The following is a 17,157-nucleotide window of genomic DNA, read 5'->3' as shown; positions in this document are numbered from 1 at the left end:
AAAAGATTTATTATTAATCATTAACGCTTATTGCGGGGATGATGTTCAATAATTTCCTGTCTTAAAAATTCTTTATCCATATGTGTATAGATTTCTGTCGTGGTTATTTTCTCGTGCCCCAACATCAGCTGAATGGCTCTAATATTAGCTCCGCGCTCTAAAAGATGGGTAGCAAACGAGTGCCGGAAAGTGTGCGGACTGATGTTTTTTTTAACATTAGCCTTCGCCGCATATTCCTTAATAAAATGAAAAACCATGATGCGGGAGATAGCCGTTCCGCGGTTACTCAGAAAAATAATGTTTTCGCTTCCCTTTTTCGGTTGTTGTTGTTTACGATAATGCATATAATTCTCTAACTCGGCAATGGCTGTCTCCGAAATAGGGACAAGACGTTGTTTGCTTCCTTTCCCTTCGACCTTTATAAATCCCTCATCCAGAAAGAGGTCGGAGAATTTCATATTAGTCAGCTCCGAAATGCGCAGTCCACAGCTATAAAGCACTTCGATAATCGTACGGTTGCGTTGTCCTTCTTTGGTGGAAACGTCAATAGCTTTTTGGATTGCTCCGATTTCATCTATTGTCAGGAATGTAGGCAATTTTAACCCGATTTTGGGTGTTTCCAGCAATTCGGACGGATCTGCTTCGATATAACCATCGAGCAGCAGAAAATTGAAAAACGATTTAATCCCCGATATAATGCGGGCTACGGAGCGGGCATTAATGCCTAAATCATATAACTGGGCAACAAATTGCTGCAAGTAGTCGAGTGTGACATCGCGATAGGTCAGGTTTTCGTCTTGCATAAAAGACAACAGTTTTGCCATATCTTTCGTATAGGCATCTACCGAATTGGGCGACAAAGAGCGCTCCAATACGAGGTAGTTCCTGTATTTATAGGCAATATTGTCTTTTCCTTCTGCTGTCATTTTTCGTATTTCTTATTCTGAATCCAGTTTTTTGTCATTTCCTTGTCGAGTATCTTGCCTATCACACGCAATTGCGAGTTATTCAACGGGTTTTCTCCCACCAACGGTTCGGACATCACCCCGATATTGCGCCGGTAATAATTGGAATGGACAAAGTTTTTCTCCCCGTTCCGGAAATAGATATACCCCACATGATTGTCAAGCCCGACAATATACAGCCCCTCGCCTTTTTCGTCTATATGCTTCACAATATCATCCATCGGAACCTGATAGAAGCGGTTGACATCGGAAGATAGTTTCTTCACAACATACAAGGCATCTTGCTGCGCCCAATAGATACGCGGAATATCGAATCCCATATCACGCAAGGTGGTAGTAACAAAGTAGCCACAGGCGATAGAGCCTTCGCGCGGTGTCTGGGTATGCCCTTCGAATGTCCACGGTGTACCATACCATTCCCTGAAAAACAGATGGGCTTCGTTCGCCAAGAATTGTTGAGCATCAGCAACGATACTGTCTTTGGCGGCTTTATTTCCCTTATTATAGGCCTTTTGGTACTCCAGCCTTTTGGTGCGGATATCTGTTTTCAGCTGTTTGTAGCTTCTGGTATCGATGAAACTTTCTTCCAACACTATTTCTTTTTCTTCTTCCGTTTCCACAGGCTTTTGCTCCCTTGCATAGCAGGCTGTGCAAAGGATAAGACAAAACAGGTATAGCAGATTTTTGCTCATTTTCATTCTTTTATAATCAGAGGAGAAACTAATTCACGCATTATCGGATTAGGCTCCATAAGGGCATTATCATATTTTAGCAATGTAACAAAGACGTCTTTTTTAATCTCTGTCATCACCGAATCGGTTTCACTCAAAGATATCCCATTGTCATTCTTATCATGAAAAAAGCACGCTAATCTATCGGGCACATCCGAAAGTCCACGATATAAAACAAAGGCCGGTTGCATTCCTTCTTTTTCGATTAACAGGTAGATGAAAGGGCCATCGCACACACAATCAGCCTCTTGTCTTGGCGGCAACTTCTCAAGAGGGACTTCGCCCTGTGCTTTTTCTAAATAATAAGAAATCATTTCTTCCCATTCCTTTTTCTGTTCATCGGACAATAGAGTATCTACAAGCAAATAACCATCCGGGTATGTCCGCCGGACAATCTTCACATTAAAATCCTTATTTACTTCTATCGCGCCATAAATTTTCAATCCGTAAAAAATAGTATCTCTCGGCTCACCATAGCTTTGAGGGATAAAATCATAAAATCCGACCGATACGCTATCGGCAGGCAATTGTACCTCTTCCTTGCAAGAGAAAAAGCAAAGCAAAACAAGTGGTAGAAGTATAATTGCCCGTATTTTTTTCATGATATCAATCTATAAACCGCTTCGTCAGATCGCCGAACTCATCAATACGCCTGTCGCGCAGGAAAGGCCACCAACGACGTACATTTTCGGAGCGTTTCATATCCAATTCCAAGACTTTCACTTCTTCTTTTTCATTCGATGCCTGATAGATAAATTCTCCTTGTGGCCCTGCAACAAAGCTGTTTCCCCAGAAAGTGATGCCATTTGTCTGCCCCGATGGATCAGGCTCATAGCCCACACGGTTGACAGCTACCACATGCAGTCCGTTAGCGACGGCATGTCCCCGCTGAACGGTTACCCATGCCCCCAATTGGCGCTGCTTTTCTTCGTCCGTATCGGTCGATTCCCAACCGATAGCCGTAGGATAAATCAACATCTCGGCTCCTGCCAGCGCCATCAATCGGGCTGCTTCGGGATACCATTGATCCCAGCATACCAATACGCCTAATTTACCTAAAGACGTTTCAATCGGCTTGAAGCCAATATCTCCGGGCGTAAAGTAAAACTTCTCGTAATAGGCCGGATCGTCAGGGATGTGCATTTTGCGGTATTTACCTGCCATCGTTCCGTCTTTTTCCAATACCACAGCCGTATTATGATACAGCCCTGTCGCCCGCTTTTCGAACAGGGAAAGGACAATCACAACGCCCAGCTCCTTCGCCAAAGCACCAAACTCGTCAGTCGTAGGGCCGGGTATCGGTTCGGCTAAATCGAACAAATCGGTTTCTTCCGTCTGGCAGAAATAAAGCGAGTTATGCAGTTCCTGAAAAATAACGAGTTGCGCTCCCTGTTTGGCTGCTTCGCGGACTTTTTCCTTCAGCCGTTGTTTATTATTGGTTACATCGGCAGTGTTTGCCTGCTGTATAAGTGCGACTTTCATATCTTTTTATTTAGAATATTTTTTTAATGTATGCTTCATCATACCTTTTACCACTATTTTATGAAACGGGGCAATTGCGTAAAAATAGATATAGCCGAGCAGATTATGGAAGTGGACAATGGTAATCACATAAATATCTTTGCTGTTTGATTGGCTATCTTCGATATAAACAGACATGTATGCATCCAAATGTTTATCTTTTAATATGATAGCTGTCTCTTTTTCCGATTTCGCTGCAACAGACATCATATTATATGTCCCGCCTTCCCTGAGGCATTGTTCTATTTTCTGAAACTCCCCTTTGTCTGTTTTCAGCCCAAACCATTTTACGATTGCATTTCTTATACTAAAAAGCCGGGCAAGCCATTTAGGATGATGAGTCCAGAATGCGACCTGCAAATCATCGGGAGTTATTGCCGATGCGGATTGAATTGTACATTTATAAACATCCCGGAAATTACATGGAAGATACTCCTGTGTAAGTGACTGTTGAGGGATTTTACTACTGACAATTTTCATCCTGATATATGTTTACGAAATCATTTCCATCGGATATTGCATCGTCACACAATGCAGCGAACCATGCTGGCAAATGAGTGCCGAGCAATCGACTCCTACAATCTCGCGCGTAGGAAAAGCCTTCTGCAACTGCGTCTTTGCTTCCTCATCCAGTTCCTTCACATGATAGAACGGGACTAAAACAGTCTCGTTCATAATCAGGAAATTAGCATAAGTAGCAGGCAGTCGTTCGTCATCTTCATACACAGGTTTTGCCATCGGCAGCGGGATGAGCTTATATGGATTTCCTTCGTAGTCGACAAAGCTTTTCAGTTGCTCCTCCATCTTTGCCAATGCCTCATAATGGACGTCGTTTTGGTCTTCGCACTTGACATAGGCAATCGTATGCTCGTCGCAGAAACGCGCCAATGTATCTATATGGCTGTCGGTATCGTCTCCCGCAAGGAATCCGTAATCGAGCCAGAGAACACGCTTCAGTCCGAAGATTTCTTTCAGATAGGATTCTATTTCTTCTTTGCTCATATAAGAATTTCGGTTAGGCGACAACAAACATTCGGTGGTTGTCAGCAATGTTCCTTTTCCGTCCGATTCGATTGCACCGCCTTCCAATACGAAATTCTTTCGATTGATATAGTGCACCTTTCCGTCGAATATCCCTTTCGAGAACAACGCACGTGTTATCTGATTGTCGTGATCGGCAGCAAATTTCAATCCCCAACCGTTAAAGGTGAAATCGTACAGGCAGGGTTCGCCATCCTTCAAAACGGATATTCCGCTATGGTCGCGCGCCCACGTGTCATTCGTCGGAGCTTCGAGGAGTACAAGGTTGTCGAAATACTGCGCGCTATTGCGCAATTCGTACTTCACCAATTCCACATCGTGGCAAACAATGATCAGCCGTTGCCGCTTGATAATTTCGGCAGCGAGATTGACGAAACAAGCTGTCACCCGTTCGATCATATAGCCCCAATCGCCGAACTGGTGCGGCCATGTCAGCTGTATGGCGCCTTGCGGATACCACTCGGAGGGGAGCAATATATTGTTTTTTGTACTCATTCGGTATACTTGAATTAGATAATGATTGGCTAAGATAAAAAGACTCTTGCTAAATGGCTAATTTAATCGGACTTTTTTATTTATGCAAAAAGTTGATAAATTAATATTAACATTTTATCGTAATTATTTCATGTTAAAATTCAGAAAAATGTAATTGCTTAGGAATATTTCCTATATCTTTGTGGAGTTACAAATTTAATATAAGCGTTCAAATAGTGTATAATTTTAAGCCGATATTTTCATTTAACATGTACCATATCAATATGGTAATATCGTACTTTGCGCTTACACACACACACACACACACACGAAATATAATAAATATTTCTTAGACTACCAAATTTTTGATAAAAAAAGTTACTGCGCCCTACGGGCAGTTACTTCGTGCTTCGCACAGTTACAAGTTACAAGAAATAACTTGCGGACTGCTATGTGGCTTTGTCCCCACTTGTCACTCGTAACTCGTCTACTTGTCAACTTAATAATTGCTTGTGTTAATACCAGGGGCATCCCGGGTCGTGATGACCGTGGATGCTCCCCCCCGTCCCCCTCTGCAGAAGGGGGAATGTGGGGCCATTTTTCAGTTAACAGCGAGCCCCCTCAATCCCCCGAAGGGGGAAGTATATCATTCTCTTCTATCAACAATAGAACCCATGTAGGGGCGCACCTGCGTGTGCGCCCGCGAATCCATATATACGGGGCAATGTTTATTGCCCCCTACACTCAAATCGCAGCGAGCTCCCTCGTATCCACTCGGGATGACATTTTCATGCGGAATGATACAATGCGAACCTTCAAACACACTTCTAATATATCTCACAGGCTGCCCCGTACCGACGCCCTTTTGTCCGTTCAACTTCCTTTCCTTTGGTCGTGCGGGGAAGGCCTGTTCTTTAATGCTACCTCCCCCTAACCCCCTCCTGCAGAGGGGGAGTAAAGATATATATCCTTTTCCCTTAAGCCTCCCCCCAACGGGGAGGTTTGGTGGGGCTCAAACAAACACCATTTATTCACCTTGCCCTATGGGGCATCAAAACGAAATCAAAAAAAATGAGAACGATGAGAAAGACTAAAACAAAGAGCAAAAAACTCAACCATTTCAAGACGGCTATGCTAATCATAGCCTTGACATTTGCAGGCAACATGTGCGTATTGAATGCACAGGTAACTATCGGAAGCGGAGAGCGACCTAATAAGGGAGCGCTCTTAGACCTAAAGCAGCAGGATGATTTTGTCACCTCCACCAAAGGGTTTCTGCTGCCACGCGTAGAACTGACCAGCATAAGTAACCTATTCCCGATGTTTACCAGCGATGGCAGCGGAGGATACATAGATGCCAACAAAGCCGTCGAAGATGAAGCACATATCGGGCTACTGGTCTTTAACATCGGTGGCTACGATAAAGTAGAGAATATCGATATGGAATCGGGTATATATGTCTGGACGGGTACTCAATGGAACAACTCTTTGTTGATGGAATTAACAACAGCGGGTGATGTACGCAGGGTAACAGACAACGGTGTAGACGAGATAACGCTAAGTTACAAAGATGAAACAACAACTTATCACTATGCTGATTTCGGTGACGCGGGTACGTGGATGACCGAGAACTTAGCAACACGTTACTTGCCGGATGGGTCATTGCTGACATTGCACACGGCAAACAGTGATACGGATCCTCAATATATTGGCCCGAACAGAATTGCGCATAACGACCCGCTCGTCAATACAACAGCCAATTATGGACTTTTTTACAACTGGCCGGCGGCAACATACAAAGAGAATAAATCAACTGCTGACCAAGGGCAGGTAGGATATCTATCGGCTAATCCTGCCACACCCGGAACAAATGAAGTAGAGACAGTGGAATCGAAAGGTTGGATAAAAGGTATCTGCCCCAAAGGTTGGCATCTGCCAAGTGATAGAGAATGGAACAAGTTGGAAAAGGAACTGACCATGCATGCCAGTCGCTATACATTGGGTACTGCTGACGCCACTTGGACTAATAGTTGGGAGACGACAACGGGGTGGCGTGGAGGCATACAGGGTAAGGTAACAAAAAGCACAACCAAGGTAAATAATCAGGCTACTAGTGGCGATAGCAAAACTTCAGTTAATGGTGGATTCGATGTATTATCGTTAGGATATCATTATAGTGCTACTACAGCCAGTGGATACGGGACTTCTTTTTTTTTATGGTCAGCGAGTTCTAATGGCAGTAGTAATGCTTACTATCGAGTCGGCTATAATACTGATAGTAATATAAATCGGTCATCAAGCAGTAGATACTACCTAATGTCCGTCCGCTGCAAGAAAGACGAATAGCAACGCGTAGCGTTGCAGTTACTTCGCCCTTCGGGCAGTTATAAGTTACGAGTTACAAGAAACTTTATCTATATAGGTAGCCTCCCCTTGTGGGGGAAACTACCTCCCCCTTGCCCCCTCCACAAGAGGGGGAATCACCTCTCCCTATATCCCTCTCCATTTGGAGAGGGACTTTTTGGTTTATTGCTGGAAAGATATCAGCCTATCTTTATCTATACTTATAAGCCTCCCCTTGTGGGGGAGGTTGGAGGGGGTGAAAAAAAACACTGTATCGCGTCAAATCTGTCAAGAGTGTCAAGTTTTAACTAAATTTCAATTGATTATCAACAATGTAAGGTTTTTGACAGAACTTGACAGCTATTCAGCGGATAGAATCATCCCTCCTGTCAGCATACGCCCCGAGTGAATGCTCTGTCGGCGTGCTGAAAAGAAGCGATCGGCATCGGAATAAGTACAAAGTCCGGCGACCTCGATGTTGGCTGCAATTACGCCTGCCTCTATCAATTGCAAGCGGTTGGCTTCCCAAAGGTCGATGTGCAGCTTCCCTGTCTCCTCGTTGCGAAACAAGATATGAGCAAGATCATAGCCTGCTTCGCTAAAAGCATTGCCTACCTCGTCGCCTACCTCGAACTTTTCGGGCGAGATGGAAGGGCCTATGCCTGCTACTATATCCTTCGGGGCGGAAGCGAAAGCTTGCTGCATCACGTGCACAGTTTGGGCGGCAATATGGGCAGCAGTCCCCTTCCAACCGGCATGAATGGCTGCAAGGACATTCCGCACAGGATCGAAAAGGAGTACAGGGACGCAATCGGCCGTGGTGACGCCGATAGCTATATCCGGCTGATTGGTGATGAGGGCATCGACGTCTCGCAACCTTGCCTGTTGCTCCTCCGGAGGGAGGGACAGAAACATCTGGTCGATGAGGCAGATATTACTGCTATGTGTCTGATGCGGGACAAAGAGGTTGTTCGCCTCTGCCCCGATGGCTTTGGTCAATCGTTTACGGTTCTCGTATACGTTTTCGGGAAAGTCATCCGAAAGGTTGCCCATATTCAGGCTCTCATAGTTGCCTTCGCTCACACCTCCCCTTCGGGTAGTAGAGAAGTGGCATAAGGATTTGACTTTTAGCAGTTCAAATTGTAGAATCTCGAGGTTATTTATCTGTTCCTGTTGCATGGGCAATGATTTATTCGGATGATAAATATACCCTAATTCTTGTTAAAAGGCAAGGATTCTGTATGACGAATATAGTATATTCGCAGCGTTAAGTTTCTACAAACAGCTATTATGAGGACGACATTCTTTATTTTCTTAGCCTGCTTATCGTCGCTGGCGATTTACGCTCAGGAGGCATCCAACGATCTGAAGCTTAGTATCGAACAGAGCAATAAGATACAACAGATAAATAAGGAGGCCTATCCAAAGTTCGAGGAGATAGGACGCAATATATCCTTATCGGGATATGAGGTCAACCGGCAGAGAAAGCTGTTATTGCTGGAGCAGAAGAAGAGTATTATGAGTATTCTGACGCCCGAGCAGCGGAAGATCTGGGATGCGAAGTTCAACAATATTCCTCCCGAAGTGAATATACGGGAATCGTTGAAGCAGGAGTACGACGGCCGCATCAAGGAGTGGGATAGGCAATATGCTTCGGGCAAAAAAGCGATCGAGAACGATAAGTCCTTGGATAAGAAAGCCCGGAAAGAACAGCTGAAAGAGTTGTCGAATACTTACAAGGCTGAGAAAGAGCGCCTCAAAAGGGAGCGCGACGCTGTCAGGGATTCGTTCTTCTATTAATCGAGCCGAAAGGAACCGTATTCAACCGGCTCCTTCCTCCTATTTTGGCTTGATATAGCTTTTCAGGGCTTTTACATAAGCATCGAAAGCGTCGATGCCTGCTTTTGTTATCTTACAGACCGTCCGGGGCTTTTTCCCGTCGATAAACTTGTTCACTCCTATATAGCCCGCCTCGTTGAGTTTATCGATCTGCACACTCAGGTTTCCGGCTGTTGCACCTGTTTTCTCTTTCAGGTAGACAAAGTCTGCTTCTTCCACCGAGATCAGGATGGATACAATAGCCAGCCGAAGCTGTGAGTGCAACAAGGGATCGAGTTCTTTAAACATGCTCTTTCGCTTTACGGTTAAGTATATGTCCCGGGATGATGAATCCTGTTACCATACAAATAGCCAGAATAATAAACTGGAAGTCTAATTGTTTTGCTACAAAGAACAGCAACACCGACAGTAACGCTCCTAACCAGAAAATGAAGGCACCACGGACGAAAGGTTTGAAGTTTGTCGCTATACCGGTTGCATATTCAGCTAACCCGGTCAGAGCAAGTATCGAAGGCATAATAATAAGGGTAAAGGTCTTAACTTCGAATATGAATACGGCAAGATAGATACAGCCTAATAGAATGAATACCGAGAAGGTATAACCTTGCCATATTTTTGCAACGATGCGATCGATATGCGTGCGGACGATTGAGCGTTTATCCTGTTTAGATGCAATAATGCGGGCAATGATAGCCATAGGGATGGTGAGCGCCCAAACCCAAAAAGAGAGATAAGGATTGGGTAAGAGATGAAATAGCAAAACGTTCAAAAGGGCTACCGCCGCCGTGTAATATCCACAGAATATCATCGAATTAGCCGAACCTATGCGGATATTATTGCGTGTCTGCGCTATCATCTCGTCTATAAGGCGTAGGCTGTCTTGTTCATTAAAGTTCTTTTCCATATTTTCGTATGTTAGTCCTCGAGCGAGGAGAGATAACAAAAGTAGTCATTTTAACTTGCTTATGGATTGCTTCTCTCCTTCTTTCGGATTGGTTTTATTATCAAACTTATTCTACAATAGCATTCGTCAGGGTAACAACAACTGTGGTATTGCCATTCGCCGTGAATTTGCATTCTTCGAATACCGGCGGACGTCTAAGTGCTGCAGGATCGACGTTGTTGCTGAAACCATATTTCTCGGTAGGTATTCCCCATTGTCCTAAATCGAGTTTAGCATTATCGTTTTCGTCCTGAAATATAGCGATAGCGTATTCACCGTCCGCAACATCGAATTCCAATTGCATGGCGGTATCGTTAATTTTTTCAATCTTTCCGGCAACTGCTTTATCAGTAAGAAAAGTCGTTCCGGTATCGAATAAGGCTACATAGAGTTTACCCGTAGGGTTTTTAATTCCTGTGACTTCTACCGTTAGTTTGTTTTGAGCGCTAACTGTGATCATTGACATCGCTGCTAATAGAACTGTTACAACTAATAATTTTTTCATTTTGTTTATTTTTTTGAGTTATACATAAAAAAAGATTCTTGTTGTAACTACAATACAAATGTAAAGTAGTTTATTTTATAAACCAATAGTTTAAAAAAATAATTTTATTCCGGTTGGTTTTTTATTCTCTGTTTTCAATACATTAAAATATCTTCACAATGCAAACATAAACAAGTTTATTTTATAAACCAAATTATTTTGCAAACTTTTTATAAAAAAATTCTCTCTTATTATATAATTACTTGATAACGTTTATGTTACAACTTGTTATTTTTTATATCAGTCTTGCTTCGTATCTATATGTTGTATGTTTTTTTCGCGAAATTCTTTCGGTGTACAACCATATTTTTCGGCAAATACCTTGAAGAAGGTACTGCGAACAGAGAAGCCCGATTTGTAAATTATCTCGTCGATAGTCAGTTTCGAGTTCATCAACAAGTCTTTTGCAACGTGCAGGCGGCACTCTTTGATGATATCCGCAGGACTTTGTTCGTTTATATCATTCAGCTTACGATAGAGATGTCTTGTACTCATATTCATCTCATCGGCAATGAATTTCGCAGATAAATCTTTATTAATGAGGTTTTTATAAATAACATCGTAGATATCTTTGACAAACTTCTTGTGCTCTTTGTGGGTTAGCTTGGCATCGGTCAACTCGTAGGCGCTAAGCGGCGAACTGAAATAGTCCTTCAGCATTTCCTTGCGGCTGATAAGCCTTTCGACCGAAACCTGAAGGTAGTCGATATTGAACGGCTTGGTGATATACATCTCCGCTCCGGCGGCTAATCCCCGTATCTGTTCATCCACGTTGTGATTGGCCGATACCAGAATGAACGGTATATGTGCCTGCTTAGGATTGGATTTGATTTCCTTCACGAGCAAAATGCCGTCCTTGCCATTCATCTGTACGTCGCAGATAATGATGTTCGGCTGTATCTCGTCTAAGACACTTTCTAAGTCTAAAGGCTTGTTGAGTGCAATGACATTGTATTTGCCGGCAAATATCTCGCTGATAAACCAAAGCATCTCTATGTCGTCGTCGAGAACTACGATAGTCTGTTTGAATTTATCAAACTCATACTTAGGCAGTTCCACGATAGCTTCGGTCTTATTGTTGCGGGCATCGAGTGTCGAAAGCGGTTTATTGTTTTCCGGCTCTACATTGTCGACCTGTACGAAAGGCAGGCGCAGGATGAAGTCAGTCCAGCCGCCGAGTTCACTCTTTACGTCTATCGTTCCGTCCAGAAGTTTGACCATGCTATACAGGATAGCCAGTCCCAGCCCATTGCGCGAAACGTTCTTTTCATCTTGGTTCTCGAAGTTATCGAGGATGCTGTAACGGTCGAATACCCGTCCGAGGTTCTCTTGCTTGATACCTTTTCCCGTGTTGGAAACGATGATACACAGCGCATCATCCTCGATAAAGGATCTTATCTTGACATTGCCGTGGTCGGAGGTGTATTTGAAGGCATTGGAAAGGAGATTCGTAATGATAGTCATCAGGAAACCCTTGTCCGAGTTCCATATTATATGGGGTTGTATGTTCTTCTCGAAGAATATATCCCGCGATTCAGCCAGCTCGTTGAAGCGTTCTATCTCGTTGTAGGCCAGCTCGGTAATCGACAGCTCTTCGATAAGCGGATTTCTGTTTCCTGTTTCGATGCGGCGGAACTCTATCAGCTCCTGTATCAAGGCATTCAGGCGCTCGGCATTCCGTTGGATAAGGTTGGTATACTTCAACACAAAGGAATCCGATCCCTTATGCTCCAATATGCGGTTGCATGGCCCGTAAATCAGCGTCAGCGGAGTACAGAACTCGTGCGCAATGTTAGTAAAGAAGCGCAGCTTGGATTCGTAAACTTCCTCCTGATGTTGTTGATAGATAATGTTCAACATCGCCTCTTTCTTCTTATTGTTGCGTGCCATGATAAAGCGCAAACAGCCAAAGGCTATCCCTAAGATTATCAAGGCATAAATAATATAAGCGATAGTAGACATATACCATGGCGGGCTGATTTTGACAATGAGGGAGTAGGCAGGGCTGTCTTCGCCCGTTATCCGGTTACGATATTTGATTTGCAAGGTATATGTTCCGGGGAACAGGTTGGTAAAGGAAGCCGTATTGTCCGAACCGATGTCAATCCATTTGTCGCTCAATTCTTCCAGCTTATAGTAATAGGTATAGTTATTACCATTGATATAGTCGATAGCCGTAAAGGTGAGGGAGAAGAAGTTCTGGTTGTAGTTGAGTTTCAGTACGGATTCGTCTTTCTCCTGGCTCAGGAAGTTGTGAATATTGGCATCGCTACCAAAGATGCTCAGGTTGTTGAAGTGCACAGGAGGTATATAAGTTGTCTGCTTATACTTCTCTTCCACAATATTGACAAAACCGTTGATCCCTCCGAAGTACAGGGCGCCTGTCCTCTCGTCCTTATAGAAAGCACCGTCGCTGAACTCCGTTATATTCAGCCCATTGCGATGCCCGTAATTCTGGAAGGTTCCGGTAGACATATTGAACTTGATGATCCCCTGATTGGTGCTTAGCCAAAGCGTCCTGTCCGAGCCTTCGAGCATCCCGTGTATGGTACTGTTCGGGAATCCGTTTTGCTCGTTATAGATTGTTTCGGTCTGATTCGGGGCATACTTGATAAGCCCGAAACTCGTCCCTGCCCACAGGTTTCCCACAGGATCTTTGGTGAGGCAGAATATATCGTTCAGCGTTTGGTTGGCAGGGTCATTCCCGAAGCGTAGCTGCTTGACATCGTCAATCCTGTGATCGTAACGGAAAGCGCCGTATCCTCTGTTCCCGAACCAGATATTCCCATCGGGATCGGAATAGATAGTGAAGAAGAAGTTGGACGAGAAGTAGCCGTTGTCATAGGTATACCGCTTGATGTTCTTCAGTACAGGATTACCCGGTGTCCCTGCTATCTCGGCACTTATTATGCCCATTCCCACTGTCGCCATCCAAAGCAGGTTAGTATTCTCTTCGTAGATAGAGTGCACATACCTAAGCGGTTCTCCGTCGATGAGTACATCGAGCTTCTTAATCCGGCCTTCGGCATAGGAGTAGTAGTTTAGTCCTTCTTCATTTCCTATCCACATGATATTCAGGCGGCCGGGAGTGAAAGCATATACCGAGTTATCAGTCAGCTGGCTGTTGGTCGTGGTATAATAGTCTATCCTGCTTTCCTGTATGGGTTGGCGGAACTCATAATTGCGGATGCGGATAATCCCGTCGCCCTTAGTGCCGAGCCACATGGAGTTCTCCTTGTCGACGTAGATAGCACGTACAGGCTTATTTACCTTGTAGGTAAAGTCGCGATACTGTACCGATTGGATAGAATAGGCATCTTCGGAGTACATATACACCCCGTCGCCATCGGTACCTATCCAAAGTATCTCCTGGAAACGGTCTTTGTAAAGGGTGAAGATCCCGGAACGGACATTGATCTCTTCCAGTTCGTAGCTCTCCTTCTTCTCGGGCGTATTCCTCAGGCATACAAGCCCGTTTGTCTGGAAGCCGATGAAGTAGTCGTTGTTGAACTTTACTATGGAGGATATATCGCCTTTCTCCTTAATGACTTTGCTCAGGTCATCTATATAGTACTTCTTGTTGCTGTTGAGGTCATACTCATATAAGGTATAGTCCTCATCTACAAAGTAAACCATCTCCCCGTCCACCGAACAGTAACGGAGGTTTTTTGGATGTCCGAATTTGTGATCGAAGGTCAGGCTTATCGCCCCTGACTTGTCCCTTACTATCTTATAGCAACTGCTGGTGCCATCGTTGCTGAAAACCCACAGATAGTCATTGCTGTCGGCCACGATATTCAGCACATTGTCAAAGACCACTCCCGGCAGGTCAATCTTCAGGAAGTCCAGGCCGTCATCGTCTCTGTAATAGTGCAATGCGCCATCCTCCCGGATGATGAAGATGTCGTTCTCCTTCGTCTTGCACAGGAAGTAAGTTCCGCTGTATTGGTTGAAGTATTCTACATGATTATACCGTTTATCTAACCTGTTCAACCCATGATTGGTATGCACCCAGAAGATACCTTCCTTTGTTTCTATAATTCGCTCTATGAGGTTGCCCGAAAGGTAGTTCTTGTTGTTTGTCGGCTTATAGACCTTGATATTCAGCCCATCGAACACATTCAATCCGTCGCACGAGCCGAACCACATATATCCGTCCTTGTCCTGATACAGGGATAGGATAGCACTGTTCGACAAGCCGTCTTTGCTGGATATTTGCCGCAGGTTATAAGCATGTATTTCGGAGAGAGACGCACACAGCAAGAGCAAGACGCTCAATAACACACATTTAGATGTTCGCATAGTAGATTTCCGGTTGTATATATGACACTTAGTTCAGTGAAAACAAATATAAAGTCTTTATTTATGACACAAAACTATTTAGCCTGATTTAACGTCTCTATTCAGGACTTAATAGTCCGAATATATGACATAAAGCCATAGCACACCATTGCCATAGACGGCCAACCCATTTATTTACAATACTATAAAAGAACGCTCAAGACTCAAACATCCCACATATTGCCATATACCCTTCGACTTATAGTATAACAGCATGTATTTAAGGCTTTTTATGAACAAAAGCCAGTGTCGAGGCACATTATTCCCGAAAAATCTCGTAGCTTTGTGTTAATTAGTCAATCATATACGTGAATGGGAAGAATCAAGAACTTGATAAACAACATAAAAATACCAGCTCCGGTTTATTTCATCGCGACTATATTGCTCATCACATACTTCATGCCCCGTGATAGCCAGACGCAGTATAGCTACGACAAGAACAGGCCTTGGCGCTATGGGCTGCTAACAGCCCCGTTCGATTTCCAGATAATGAAATCGGATGCCAAATTAGCTGCCGAAAAGGACAGCCTGCTGAAAACCTTTCAACCCTATTTCAAAGAAGACCAGTCGATAGAAAAGAAGGCCAAAACCCACTTCTCTCAGGACGCCTTAGCCAAAAGCGTACCGGATATTTATATCGACTATGTGTTGCAACAGATGGGCGTTGTCTATAAGGCGGGCATCATATCGTCCGAAGATTACGAGCAGCTGATAAAGGACGAAAAGAAGCAGATTCGCCTGCGCGACGACGATAGTAATGTAGCCGTGACACGGCATATATCCTCGCTTTACACCCCCAAACTCGCTTACGAAAAGATACTGAAGGACATACCCGGCTTTTTGGACGCTAACGAGTTGAGAGCCATCAATATAAACGAGTACCTGACGGCGAATATCAACTTCAACGAGAATACGACCACTAAAGCAAAGAACGAACTCCTCCAGCAAATCCCCCTCTACGACGGGATGGTGCAGTCGGGCGAGAAGATTATAGACCGCGGCGAGATTGTCGACAGCCGCACATTCGACATCCTGAACTCTTATGTCAAAGAAGCCGGAGGCCGCTTAGGTACTAAAACCCAATGGGGATGGATTTTAGTTGGCCAGATATTGTGCGTTTCGATACTCGTACTGTCACTGATGACCTATATGCGCTTCTTCCGCAAGCGCGAATACAACTCCAAGAAGAGCGTCGTTTTCATCCTTATACAAGTCTGCCTCTTCTGCATACTCACGGCAGTCGTTGTCGACTATTACAAGTCTGTCAACCTGCTCTTCGTCATACCATTTGCGATACCGGTCATATTGGTTCGCACATTCCTCGATGCCCGTACAGCCTTTATGGTGCACATCACCATTGTCCTCATATCGGCAATGATGATTCCGCACCTGATGATGGCCGAGTTTATCATCATCCAGCTGGCTATCGGTATGATTACCATATTCAGCCTCAACAAGCTCTCCGAACGGTCGCAACTCGTATTCACGGGTATTACCATACTCATCACCTACATGGTTGTCTATTCGGCTTGGATATTATGCACCGAAGGCGCTATCACACAGATTAACCCGAAGCTGTATATCTACTTCTGTATCAACTTCATCCTTATTACCTTCTCCTACCTGCTTATCTACGTTTGCGAGAAGATATTCGGATATATATCGGAAGTGACGATGATAGAGTTGTCCAATATCAACAAGCCATTGCTCCAACGCCTGTCCGAGCTCGCTCCGGGAACATTCCAGCACTCCATGCAGGTCGCCAACCTCGTATCGGCAGCCGCAACACGCATCGGAGCCAATTCGGCATTAGTCCGTACAGGAGCCTTGTATCACGACATCGGCAAGATGGAGAACCCCGAATTCTTCACCGAGAACCAATCGCCGGGGATGAATCCGCATGCAGGATTGTCTTACAAAGAGAGTGCCCGCATCATTATCGCCCACGTAACCAATGGCGTAGCTATAGCCAAAAAGCACAAGTTGCCGCAACAGATTATAGACTTCATCGAAACCCACCACGGACGGGGAAAGGCCAAATACTTCTACAACTCGTACAAGAATGAGCATCCCGACGAGGAAGTAAACGAAGCCGACTTCACCTATCCGGGACCTAATCCGTTTACGCGGGAGACGGCCTTGCTAATGATGGCTGATACCGTAGAAGCAGCTTCGCGCAGCCTGACCGAATACACCGAAGAGTCTATCACTTCCTTGGTGAACAAGCTCATCGACATGCAGGTACAGGACGGCTTATTGAAGAATGCACCTATCACTTTCCACGAGATAGAGTTGGCCAAGCAGGTATTCATCGATAAGCTCGAAACCATCTATCATTCCCGAATCGCTTATCCCGAGCTGAAAGAGCCTGAATTGAAGGAGGATTCGGAGGATGTAACCACATAAGAAAACATA

At 44.4% G+C, this 17,157-nt stretch carries 15 protein-coding genes; 3 read left to right on the top strand and 12 right to left on the bottom strand.

Annotated elements, in window-relative coordinates; translation table 11 throughout:
* Positions 1–20: 20 nt before the first annotated feature.
* From xerD to D0T66_RS10655, 7 genes are all read right to left on the bottom strand, one after another.
* Entirely contained in the window at positions 21–926 is a 906-nt protein-coding gene (gene xerD / locus D0T66_RS10685; protein ID WP_163357275.1) for a site-specific tyrosine recombinase XerD, read from the bottom strand.
* Positions 923–1,663: a hypothetical protein gene (locus D0T66_RS10680; RefSeq protein WP_221412211.1), complete on the bottom strand. Its 741-nt coding sequence runs from the start codon at positions 1,661–1,663 to the stop codon at positions 923–925. Before D0T66_RS10680 ends, xerD begins: the two co-directional genes overlap by 4 nt.
* A complete protein-coding gene (locus D0T66_RS10675; protein ID WP_163357273.1) occupies positions 1,660–2,298 on the bottom strand; it encodes a hypothetical protein in 639 nt (212 codons plus the stop codon). Before D0T66_RS10675 ends, D0T66_RS10680 begins: the two co-directional genes overlap by 4 nt.
* Positions 2,299–2,302: 4 nt before the next feature.
* Positions 2,303–3,178 carry a carbon-nitrogen hydrolase gene (locus D0T66_RS10670; protein ID WP_163357272.1) on the bottom strand — a complete coding sequence of 292 codons (876 nt, stop codon included), beginning with the start codon at positions 3,176–3,178 and terminating at the stop codon, positions 2,303–2,305.
* 6 nt (positions 3,179–3,184) lie between these two features.
* The gene (locus tag D0T66_RS10665) at positions 3,185–3,697 is read right to left on the bottom strand and encodes a DUF2867 domain-containing protein (protein ID WP_163357271.1); all 513 of its coding nucleotides are present in this window, start codon (positions 3,695–3,697) and stop codon (positions 3,185–3,187) included.
* Between the two features lie 12 nt (positions 3,698–3,709).
* Positions 3,710–4,753 (bottom strand): agmatine deiminase family protein, encoded by a 1,044-nt coding sequence (locus tag D0T66_RS10660; protein ID WP_163357270.1) that lies wholly within the window; start codon positions 4,751–4,753, stop codon positions 3,710–3,712.
* A 625-nt stretch (positions 4,754–5,378) separates the two neighbouring features.
* Positions 5,379–5,609, bottom strand: a complete 231-nt coding sequence (locus tag D0T66_RS10655; protein ID WP_163357269.1) for a hypothetical protein — start codon at positions 5,607–5,609, stop codon at positions 5,379–5,381.
* Between the two features lie 203 nt (positions 5,610–5,812).
* Between D0T66_RS10655 and D0T66_RS10650 the strand changes: the two genes are divergently transcribed.
* Positions 5,813–7,078 (top strand): FISUMP domain-containing protein, encoded by a 1,266-nt coding sequence (locus tag D0T66_RS10650; protein WP_163357268.1) that lies wholly within the window; start codon positions 5,813–5,815, stop codon positions 7,076–7,078.
* A gap of 357 nt (positions 7,079–7,435) precedes the next feature.
* On the opposite strand, the gene pgeF is transcribed toward D0T66_RS10650, so the two are convergent.
* Positions 7,436–8,254 (bottom strand): peptidoglycan editing factor PgeF, encoded by an 819-nt coding sequence (pgeF, locus tag D0T66_RS10645; RefSeq protein ID WP_163357267.1) that lies wholly within the window; start codon positions 8,252–8,254, stop codon positions 7,436–7,438.
* A 111-nt stretch (positions 8,255–8,365) separates the two neighbouring features.
* Here pgeF and D0T66_RS10640 point away from each other — a divergent pair, with 111 nt between their 5' ends.
* Positions 8,366–8,875, top strand: a complete 510-nt coding sequence (locus tag D0T66_RS10640) for a hypothetical protein (protein WP_163357266.1) — start codon at positions 8,366–8,368, stop codon at positions 8,873–8,875.
* 39 nt (positions 8,876–8,914) lie between these two features.
* Here D0T66_RS10640 and D0T66_RS10635 read toward each other — a convergent pair whose 3' ends face one another.
* From D0T66_RS10635 to D0T66_RS10620, 4 genes are all read right to left on the bottom strand, one after another.
* Positions 8,915–9,202 carry a transcriptional regulator gene (locus D0T66_RS10635; RefSeq protein WP_163357265.1) on the bottom strand — a complete coding sequence of 96 codons (288 nt, stop codon included), beginning with the start codon at positions 9,200–9,202 and terminating at the stop codon, positions 8,915–8,917.
* Entirely contained in the window at positions 9,195–9,818 is a 624-nt protein-coding gene (locus D0T66_RS10630; protein ID WP_163357264.1) for a hypothetical protein, read from the bottom strand. Before D0T66_RS10630 ends, D0T66_RS10635 begins: the two co-directional genes overlap by 8 nt.
* A 106-nt stretch (positions 9,819–9,924) precedes the next feature.
* Positions 9,925–10,362, bottom strand: coding sequence for a DUF2141 domain-containing protein (locus D0T66_RS10625; RefSeq protein WP_163357263.1), 438 nt, complete (start codon positions 10,360–10,362; stop codon positions 9,925–9,927).
* A 279-nt stretch (positions 10,363–10,641) separates the two neighbouring features.
* Positions 10,642–14,703: a two-component regulator propeller domain-containing protein gene (locus D0T66_RS10620; protein WP_163357262.1), complete on the bottom strand. Its 4,062-nt coding sequence runs from the start codon at positions 14,701–14,703 to the stop codon at positions 10,642–10,644.
* Between the two features lie 351 nt (positions 14,704–15,054).
* On the opposite strand from D0T66_RS10620, the gene D0T66_RS10615 reads away from it, so the two are divergent.
* Positions 15,055–17,148, top strand: coding sequence for an HD family phosphohydrolase (locus D0T66_RS10615; RefSeq protein ID WP_163357261.1), 2,094 nt, complete (start codon positions 15,055–15,057; stop codon positions 17,146–17,148).
* Positions 17,149–17,157 lie beyond the last annotated feature (9 nt).

Origin of the sequence: Dysgonomonas sp. 25 (assembly GCF_010501075.1) — a bacterium.
In the GTDB taxonomy this organism is placed as follows: domain Bacteria; phylum Bacteroidota; class Bacteroidia; order Bacteroidales; family Dysgonomonadaceae; genus Dysgonomonas.
Note: the sequence above shows the minus strand (reverse complement) of the source record. Positions and strands in the feature narration are given on the sequence as shown.

Bases quoted from the DNA above. Each gene is read 5' to 3' on its own strand.
- D0T66_RS10640 (WP_163357266.1), top strand. From the start codon at position 8,366: ATGAGGACGACATTCTTTATTTTCTTAGCCTGCTTATCGTCGCTGGCG.
- D0T66_RS10650 (WP_163357268.1), top strand. From the start codon at position 5,813: ATGAGAAAGACTAAAACAAAGAGCAAAAAACTCAACCATTTCAAGACG.
- D0T66_RS10680 (WP_221412211.1), bottom strand. From the start codon at position 1,663: ATGAAAATGAGCAAAAATCTGCTATACCTGTTTTGTCTTATCCTTTGC.
- D0T66_RS10635 (WP_163357265.1), bottom strand. From the start codon at position 9,202: ATGTTTAAAGAACTCGATCCCTTGTTGCACTCACAGCTTCGGCTGGCT.
- D0T66_RS10665 (WP_163357271.1), bottom strand. From the start codon at position 3,697: ATGAAAATTGTCAGTAGTAAAATCCCTCAACAGTCACTTACACAGGAG.
- D0T66_RS10660 (WP_163357270.1), bottom strand. From the start codon at position 4,753: ATGAGTACAAAAAACAATATATTGCTCCCCTCCGAGTGGTATCCGCAA.
- xerD (WP_163357275.1), bottom strand. From the start codon at position 926: ATGACAGCAGAAGGAAAAGACAATATTGCCTATAAATACAGGAACTAC.
- D0T66_RS10675 (WP_163357273.1), bottom strand. From the start codon at position 2,298: ATGAAAAAAATACGGGCAATTATACTTCTACCACTTGTTTTGCTTTGC.
- D0T66_RS10615 (WP_163357261.1), top strand. From the start codon at position 15,055: ATGGGAAGAATCAAGAACTTGATAAACAACATAAAAATACCAGCTCCG.
- D0T66_RS10625 (WP_163357263.1), bottom strand. From the start codon at position 10,362: ATGAAAAAATTATTAGTTGTAACAGTTCTATTAGCAGCGATGTCAATG.
- pgeF (WP_163357267.1), bottom strand. From the start codon at position 8,254: ATGCAACAGGAACAGATAAATAACCTCGAGATTCTACAATTTGAACTG.
- D0T66_RS10630 (WP_163357264.1), bottom strand. From the start codon at position 9,818: ATGGAAAAGAACTTTAATGAACAAGACAGCCTACGCCTTATAGACGAG.
- D0T66_RS10620 (WP_163357262.1), bottom strand. From the start codon at position 14,703: ATGCGAACATCTAAATGTGTGTTATTGAGCGTCTTGCTCTTGCTGTGT.
- D0T66_RS10670 (WP_163357272.1), bottom strand. From the start codon at position 3,178: ATGAAAGTCGCACTTATACAGCAGGCAAACACTGCCGATGTAACCAAT.